Source organism: Prevotella sp. MGM2 (assembly GCF_002933955.1).
Classification (GTDB): Bacteria; Bacteroidota; Bacteroidia; order Bacteroidales; family Bacteroidaceae; genus Alloprevotella.
Genome location: NZ_BEWW01000010.1, coordinates 1 through 8,739, shown reverse-complemented (window position 1 = coordinate 8,739; position 8,739 = coordinate 1). Strand labels below are relative to the sequence as shown.

General features: G+C 53.5%; 6 protein-coding genes. 4 read left to right on the top strand and 2 right to left on the bottom strand.

Annotation, left to right across the window (positions count from 1 at the left end; translation table 11 throughout):
- Positions 1 to 361 precede the first annotated feature (361 nt).
- Entirely contained in the window at positions 362 to 1,336 is a 975-nt protein-coding gene (locus C5S62_RS00135; protein ID WP_104403551.1) for a polyprenyl synthetase family protein, read from the bottom strand.
- An 87-nt stretch (positions 1,337 to 1,423) separates the two neighbouring features.
- Here C5S62_RS00135 and polA point away from each other — a divergent pair, with 87 nt between their 5' ends.
- A complete protein-coding gene (gene polA / locus C5S62_RS00130; RefSeq protein WP_104403550.1) occupies positions 1,424 to 4,192 on the top strand; it encodes a DNA polymerase I in 2,769 nt (922 codons plus the stop codon).
- Positions 4,193 to 4,678: 486 nt separating this feature from the next.
- On the opposite strand, the gene C5S62_RS00125 is transcribed toward polA, so the two are convergent.
- Positions 4,679 to 5,860, bottom strand: a complete 1,182-nt coding sequence (locus C5S62_RS00125) for an FprA family A-type flavoprotein (protein ID WP_104403549.1) — start codon at positions 5,858 to 5,860, stop codon at positions 4,679 to 4,681.
- A 109-nt stretch (positions 5,861 to 5,969) separates the two neighbouring features.
- On the opposite strand from C5S62_RS00125, the gene C5S62_RS13410 reads away from it, so the two are divergent.
- The 3 genes from C5S62_RS13410 to C5S62_RS00115 all read left to right on the top strand — a co-directional run.
- A complete protein-coding gene (locus C5S62_RS13410; RefSeq protein ID WP_190311527.1) occupies positions 5,970 to 6,146 on the top strand; it encodes a hypothetical protein in 177 nt (58 codons plus the stop codon).
- Between the two features lie 107 nt (positions 6,147 to 6,253).
- Positions 6,254 to 7,951 carry a hypothetical protein gene (locus tag C5S62_RS00120; protein WP_104403548.1) on the top strand — a complete coding sequence of 566 codons (1,698 nt, stop codon included), beginning with the start codon at positions 6,254 to 6,256 and terminating at the stop codon, positions 7,949 to 7,951.
- 285 nt (positions 7,952 to 8,236) lie between these two features.
- Positions 8,237 to 8,739: DUF4369 domain-containing protein (locus tag C5S62_RS00115; RefSeq protein ID WP_190311526.1), on the top strand; the 503-nt coding region annotated here is incomplete at its 3' end.

The window sequence follows — 8,739 nt, the reverse complement described above, 5'->3', positions numbered from 1 at the left end:
AATTTAACACTTTTCTCAAAATTCATGCACCGTGTTTTCGGCTTGACCCATTTTAAAGGATATTTTGATCTCAAAAACACCCTTCCGCTACCCTGAAAAGCATTACTTGGAATTTTAAATCTCCTTATTCGCGTTAAAATTCCAATACGGACTTTTGCTCCTTCCCTACTTTAAACCTATGTTTTAACACACCGAAATGTAACAGGAAGTTAAAAACGTTAAATCCCAAAACAGCTCATGTGACTAAAAAAACTTAGAATTTCTCGATAAAAAAGACGAAAAACAGCACAAAAAATCCCTTTATCCACCAAAAGACAAAGGGACACTCGCATGAAATAAAGAAATATTTCTCACTACCTTTTTACTTGTCGCGGTCTATCACATACGACAAATAATCCTTCAGCGCCTGCCTTACCTCACCATGGGAAAAAGCATCGAGACAAGCCAAGGCACGGGCACGGTAATCTTCCATCATACCGCGGGCATAATCGATACCTCCCACAGCCTTGGTGTGTGCCACCAGGCGGGCAATATCCTCCTTTGAGGCCTCTCCCTCTTTCACGCGGCGGGCTATGGCCAGCATTTCCCCGTCGGCCGCCGTCCGCAGAGCGTAGAGCACCGGCAGGGTCAGTTTGCCTTCAAGCATGTCATTGCCAGTAGGTTTGCCGATATCTCCCTCGTCGTAGTAATCGAATATGTCATCGCGTATCTGAAAGCACACACCGAGGTGCTCGCCGAAACCGCGCGCCGCCGCCACAAACTCCGCGCCGCCGCCGGCGGTAATCGCGCCCAACTCGGCACAAGTGGCGAAGAGTTCGGCCGTTTTGCGGCGTATTACGCTGAAATAGGCCGCCTCCGAAAACTCCGAACTGCGGATGTTGGAAAGCTGGAACACCTCTCCTTCCGATAAGGTGCCTCCCAAACGCGCCACTATGTTAACGCAACGCATATCCCCCGTCAGAGCCGACTGCTGCAAAGCCTTCGAAAGCAGGTAATCACCCACCAGCACGGCCACTTTATTACCATAGACGGCATTGGCCGAAGCCTGTCCGCGCCGTTCGCCGCTTTCATCCACCACATCATCGTGGACAAGGCTGGCCGTATGGAGCAATTCCAACGTAACGGCACTGCGAAGGGTGGACTCGCCCACCGCGCCACGCTCAGCCGCTACGAGCAGAACCAGCAGCGGACGCATCATCTTACCCTGACGGCTGCGTATATACGCCAGCGCCCGACCCAAAAAGTCATCGTCATGGGTCAGCGCCTCGTCAAAGAGTAGTTTGTAGCGTGAAAGGTCAGCCTCCACAGGCCGGCGTATCGCGGTAAGTACGTCCATTGCTGCTGTTTTGAGGACAAAAGTACGAATTAATCGTCACAGAATGGATAATTTTAAGTACTTTTACCGAAGAAACAAGCATATTACATGGAAAAATTATATCTCCTTGACGCCTACGCACTCATTTACCGCGCCTATTACGCCATGATCAATTCGCCGCGCATGAATTCCAAGGGCGAAAACACTTCAGCCGTATTCGGTTTCGTCAATACGCTCGAAGACCTCCTGCGCCACCGCCAACCGGACTATCTGGCTGTGGCGTTCGACCCCGCCGGACCCACCTTCCGCCACGAGGCTTATCCAGAATACAAGGCGCAACGCGAGGCCACCCCCGAGGACATACGCAACGCAGTGCCGCTCATCAAAGACATCATACGCGCTTACCGAATCCCCATTCTCGAAGCGCCCGGCTACGAAGCCGATGACGTGATAGGCACTGTGGCACAACAGGCTGCCGCCAGCGGGCTCGACGTGTACATGCTTACCCCCGACAAGGACTACGCGCAACTCGTGGCCCCTAACATAACCATGTGCCGCCCCGGACGGGGAGGAGCACCCATGGAAACATTGAACGAAGCCGCCGTCTGCGAAAAATACCAGCTCACCCAACCCACACAAGTCATCGATCTGCTCGCGCTCATGGGCGATGCCTCCGACAACATCCCCGGATGCCCGGGCGTCGGACAGAAGACTGCGCAAAAACTCCTCGGACAATTCGGTTCCGTCGAACAGCTCATCAGCCGCACCGGCGAACTCAAAGGAGCACTCCGGAAGAAAGTGGAAGAAAACACCGAGAAAATAAAATTCTCAAAATTCCTTGTCACCATCCGCACCGACGTTCCTATAGAGGTCAACCTGGAAGAACTCCGCCGAAGCGAACCCGACACAGAAGAATTGCGAAAACTTTTTGAGAGACTGGAGTTTCACACTTTTCTCAAGCGATTGTCGCCCGAACAGGTAACCACCTCGAAAAAACAGCCTGAGATGGCCTCTCTCTTCGACGTATTTCCAAGCGATGATCAGGAAGAAGAAAAACAAAGCAACCTCACGACACTAAAAGACCTGACACATAAATATCATCTCATTCAAGATCTTGAAGATGCAAAGAATTTATGTGATTTACTTTTGACAAAGCAAACAGTATGTATCGACACGGAAACCACGAGCACCGAGGCGGTAAGCGCCGAATTAGTGGGCATGAGTTTCTGTGCCGACACGAGAGAAGCCTGGTACGTCAGCGTTCCACGTGAAACGTCCGAAATCTTAAAATATGTTGAAGTATTCAGGCCGCTCTACGAAAGCGACAAAATTGTCAAGGTGGGCCAAAACCTCAAATACGATCTCAACGTTCTGGCACGCTACGGCGCGGAACTCCGCCCACCCATGTTCGACACGATGCTGGCCCACTACGTTGTACAACCGGAGTTGCGGCACAACATGGACTATCTGGCGGAAATTTACCTCCGCTACGCCACCATCCATATCGACCGCCTCATAGGCCCCAAGGGAAAAGGACAGAAGAACATGGCCGATGTCCCGCCCGAAGAAGTGTGCGACTACGCTGCCGAGGACGCCGATGTAACCCTGCGCCTCATGCTCCCCCTGACGGAGGAGATGGAGAAATTCCAGGTAACCTCCGTTTTTACCGATCTGGAAATGCCGCTCATGCCCGTACTTGCCCGCATGGAACGCTACGGCGTGCGCCTCGACACAGAGGCACTGGCAGAAACCGGCCGGCACTTCCAACAGCGTATGCAGGTGCTCGAAACGGAGATATACGAGCTGGCCGGACATTCGTTCACCATATCATCGCCAAGACAGGTGGGCACAGTGCTGTTTGAAGAACTGAAGCTCAACGAACGGGCCCGAAAAACAAAAAGCGGACAGTATGCCACAGGGGAAGAGGTGCTCGAAGCCCTGCGGGGGAAACACCCCATTGTGGGCAAGATTCTGGCACACCGCGCCCTTAAAAAACTCACAGGCACCTACATCGACGCACTGCCCAAACTGATCAACCCTGCCACGGGACGCATCCACACATCTTTCAACCAGGCGGTTACGGCCACCGGTCGCCTATCGTCGAGCAACCCCAACCTACAGAACATTCCCGTGCGCGGAGATGACGGCCGCGAAATCCGCAAGGCCTTCGTGCCCGAGCCCGGCTGCATTTTCTTTTCGGCAGACTACTCGCAGATCGAGCTTCGCATCATGGCTCATCTCAGCGGCGACGAACACATGATACAGGACTTCCGCGAGGGGCGCGACATACACGCCGCCACGGCAGCCCGCATTTACGGAAAACCAATCGGAGAGGTGACACGCGACGAACGGCGAAAAGCCAAAACAGCCAATTTCGGCATCATATACGGCATATCGGCCTTTGGGCTGGCCGAACGCATGGAGGTGTCAAGAACAGAAGCCAAAGAACTGATTGACAATTATTTCAGAACTTACCCAAAGGTAAAGGAGTACATGGAAAAGAGCATGGAAGTGGCACGCAGCCGCGGATACATAGAAACGGCCTTCGGCCGGCGCCGCTATCTGCCCGACATCAACTCGCGCAATGCCGTAGTACGCGGCTACGCCGAACGCAATGCCATCAACGCCCCCATACAGGGCACGGCAGCCGACATCATCAAAGTGGCCATGATACGCATTGACAACCGTTTCCTGCGGGAGGGCATCCGCTCAAAAATGATTCTTCAGGTACACGACGAACTCAATTTCAGCGTTGTGCCAGAAGAGTTGGAAACAGTGCGCAGCATCGTCATTGAGGAGATGGAAAGCGCCTGGCAAATGAGCGTTCCCCTGCGTGCCGACTGCGGCGAGGGAGCCAACTGGCTGGAAGCTCACTAAAAGAGGCTCGGCAGAACCGCCACCTTAACGCCGGTGGTGATTTTAACACTATTTGCTTTCCGTCGGAAATTTGTGTATATTTGCACTAGCGGAGCGGGGCATTCCATGTGGAATGCCCCGCTTTTCGCTTGTTTTCAGACTTGTAAGAGGCAAAAAACGGAGGATTTCCGGATTATTTTGCCGTATTTCTTTTTCAAAATCCCAGTATCACAATTTTCACTGGCCGTATTCGTGTTAAAATTCCGATACAGACTCCTCCTCCAGCCATCATTCAATCCTATGTTTTAACACATTGGAATGTAACAGAAAGTTAAATATGTTAAAGTGAAAAATCACGAATGACAGCCACAAGAGCCTTCAAAAGGCGGGATGCGCTGTTACGGATTTCGCCGGAACCCATAAAAGCACATCCCGCAAAAGGTATCACTATAATAAGCGTCAGAAAAGAGAAGACAGTGCGTCTCCTGGCGCCCAACATACAGTTGATCAATTCATAACCGCCTCAGCAAGCGCCTTTCCTAAAGCGCGGCCACGCTCCAAGGCATCAGCCGACGCGCCCTGCTTCCATTCCACCGGTTCGGCCGCCATTTCCATCTTCATGTGACCGTTATAAGCCGCGATGGTCTTGACAGCTTGCGAACTCCATGTGTAACCGCCGAAGAAAGCCAGTTTACGGCCACGCACCTCGCGATGGGCCAGACGCTTGAGAAGGTCTTCAACCACCGGAAACAGACCGCCGTTATAAGTGGGTCCGCCCACAGCCAGCGCGCCGTAGCGGAAAATGTCCGCCAACACGAAAGAGGGCTGCGACACACTGAGATTATGCACGATAACCTTACGCAGTCCGGCCGCAGCAGCACCTTCGGCCACGGCTTCGGCCACGCGCTGGGTGTTGCCGTACATGGAACCGTAGCAGACTACGAGGCCGGGAACGGTGACGCCCTCCGAAAAACGGCGGTACACATCAACGACACGCGGAACGGCCTCCGTCCACACAGGGCCGTGCGTCGAACAGATCATGCGGATGTCGAGGGCCGAGAGCTTGGCAAGGGCGGTACGCACCGGTGCACAGAACTTGCCGAGAATGGCTGCGAAATAACGCTCCATCTCTGAGATATAATGCTCATAGTCCATCGCAGTGTCCATCACGGCACCGTTCAGCGCGCCGAAGCAGCCGAAAGCATCACCGGAGAAAAGCGTCCCGTCCGCAGCATCATAAGTGACCATCGTCTCCGGCCAGTGGAGCATGGGAGCCAGATGGAAAGTCAACGTGCTGCGGCCCAGCGAAAGCGCGTCGCCGTCAGCCACCACGATGTCGCCCTCCGAGTTGGCGCCGTAAAAGCCGCCCACCATCTCCATCGTCTTGCGGTTGCCCACAAGGCGGATCTCAGGATAATACTTTCGGATAAGCGACAGAGCGCCGCTGTGGTCCGGCTCCATGTGGTTGATGATGAGATAATCCACGGGACGGTCGCCAAGGACGGCACGTATTTTTTCCAAATACTCGGCAAAAAAGGCCACATCAACGGTATCGACAAGCGCCACTTTCTCATCGTCAATGAGATAGGAATTATAAGAAACGCCGTGCGGCAGGTGCCAAAGGCCCTCGAAACGATGCTTCACGCGGTCGTTCACACCAACGTAATAAAGATTCTCTCTAATTTTCATATCTGTTGTCTTTTAACCCTCTCGGGAGGGAGTTTTCCATTGGCGGCAAAGTTACAATTTTCTTTTCATAAAAGTGAAAGACAAGCAGCCCTGACAACATCCCCGCCACATGAAAGCACCTCAGAAGCAATGGCCGCACCCAGTCACGGGCACACCGGAATGCCACTCCCTCACTCCGGCTGACTTGAAAAAAACTATAACGGACCGTAAACACACCCGAAACGTGCTCCAATCGCGTGCCAAAGCCCAAAAAACACCGATGAAAATTCATTTTCAGCATTTTTAAGCCTCGTCTGAAAAAAAGTTATGCCCCTCATGTTGCAAGAATAATATAAATGATTACCTTTGCCCCTGTGAAACTCTAGTAGAAACTCAAACAAATCTAAGTTTTATATGCAAACCAAATTGTATTTTTCAGTTGCACTGGCCTCTACGCTGGTGTTAACGTCGTGCAAAAAGCTCGGTGAACTTAGTGCCGACAATTTCACAGTGACTCCCTCCCCGATGGAAGAAGTAGCCAACCAGGTGCCCGTCACCATCAACGGCCGCTTCCCGGAGAAGTACATGAAGAAAAAAGCCACCGTTACGGTTGTCCCCGTATTGCGCTACGAGGGCGGCGAGGCTGTTGGCCAGCCCGCCTCTTTCCAGGGTGAGAAAGTGCAAGGCAACAATCAGGAAATCTCCTACAAGGTTGGCGGCAACTACACGATGAAGAACAGCTTCGCCTACGTGCCCGAAATGGCTCAAAGCGAACTCTACCTCACTTTCAACGCCAAAGTGGGCAAAAAGACCGTGAAAGTGCCCGAAGTTAAAGTAGCCGACGGCGTTATCGCCACTTCCACGCTCCTCGCCATGACCTCGCGCAACGCCAACACGGCCAACGCCGCCGACGCCTACCAGCGCATCATCGCCCAAAAGCAGGAAGCACAAATCAAATACCTCATCAACCAGGCCAAAGTACGCTCCAGCGAACTCAACAGCGTAAGCATCAAAGACTTCGTCAAGATGCTCCGCGACATCAAGGCTGACCAGAAAGGACTTCAGCTCAACAGCATCGAAGTATCGGCCTACGCCTCTCCCGACGGTGCTTTCAACTTCAACGAAAAGCTCGCACAGCAGCGTCAGGGCACTTCCTCCAGCTATGTTCAGGGTCAGTTGAAGAAAGCCGCTCTGCAAACCAACATCGACAAGAAGTACACCGCTGAGGACTGGGACGGCTTCCAGCAGCTCGTATCGGCTTCCAACCTTCAGGACAAAGACGTGATTCTCCGCGTACTCTCCATGTATCAGGATCCCGAAGAACGCGAAACACAAATCCGTAACATCTCCGCCGCCTACAGAGAACTGGCCGATGAAATCCTGCCCGAACTCCGCCGTGCACGCATCACGATGAACTACAATATCATCGGCCGCACAGACGCTGAAATCCAGCAGCAGTTCGCCAGCGATGCCTCAAAACTCTCCGTAGAAGAACTTCTCTACGCCGCTACGCTGACCAACAACGCCAACGAAAAGGAAGGCATCTACAACAAAACAACGCAACTCTTCCCCAGCGACTACCGTGCCTACAACAACCTGGCTGAACTCGCTTACCAGAAAGGTGACATCGCCAAGGCCCAGAACTATCTGACACAGGCTGCCGCCAAGAGCAGCGCCGCCGAAGTGAAAGCCAACGAGGCTCTCTTCGCCATCGCACAAGGCAATATCGCCAAGGCTGAGCAGGCTCTGGCCAAAGCTACCGGCGCCAAAAACTACAACGAAGTACGCGGTAACCTCAACATAGCCAAGGGCAACTTCGCACAGGCCGCTCAGGACCTCCGCGGCGCCAACACCAACAGTGCCGCCCTCGCACAGATTCTGGCCAAGGACTACACCGGTGCCGCCCAGTCTCTCGCAGCCGTAGCCAAGGCTGATGCCACCACCAGCTACCTCAAGGCTATCCTCGCCGCACGCACCAACCAAAGCTCTACGGCTCTGAGCAACCTTCAGGATGCTATTGCCAAAGACGCTTCCTTCAAAGCCCGCGCAGCTAAAGACCTCGAATTCGCTAAACTTTTCGGCGACAGTTCTTTCAAGAACCTCGTTAAATAAAGTTCAGGATAAGACCATAACGTAATGGGCCGGCAAGTTCACCGGTTAACAAGTAAGAAAAAATGCCCGTCGGGCCTCATTGCTTGTTACCCGGCCAACTTGCCGGCCTGTTGCCTTTACCCGCCACCAAACGACACAGGCATTCCCCTATAAGCCGCAGGCGCCGGTGGCCCGGCCACAGATATGAAAGGATAAAGGCACCGACCGCCGTCAGCTGGACCGTAACAACCGAACAGTACCATGACAAACGGCCATATCCCCCACCTCCCCACAGTTATAAGAACCATGTCAAACCGAACCATCCTGCAAGCCGTCAGCCTGCTGCTCCTGTTCACGGCCTGCTCACAGCCTAAAAACCGCATACGCCTCGAAGGCAGCATCGACAACGTGAGACACGCCGAATTCTACGCATACAGCGAAGACGGCACCTTCAACGGCATTGACACCATACGCATAGAAAACGGGAATTTCACCTACGAACGGGAACTGAGCCAGCCCGTCATTCTCACTCTGCTCTACCCTAACTTTTCCCGCACCTACATTGTGGCCGAACCGGGAAAGACCATCAGAATGACCGGCGAAGCGGCCAAGCTCGGCGAGGCCGACATCACAGGCAACGAGGACAACAAACGCCTCACCGCTTTCCGGCAGAAAAATGCCGGAAAAAATGACAACGACATCCGGCTGGCCGCCTCCGACTTCATCCGCTCCAACAGCCGGTCGCTGGCGGCAATAGCCGTGTTCAAGCAATATTTTGCCGAGGCCCGCCAGCCTTCCCCCGACACCAC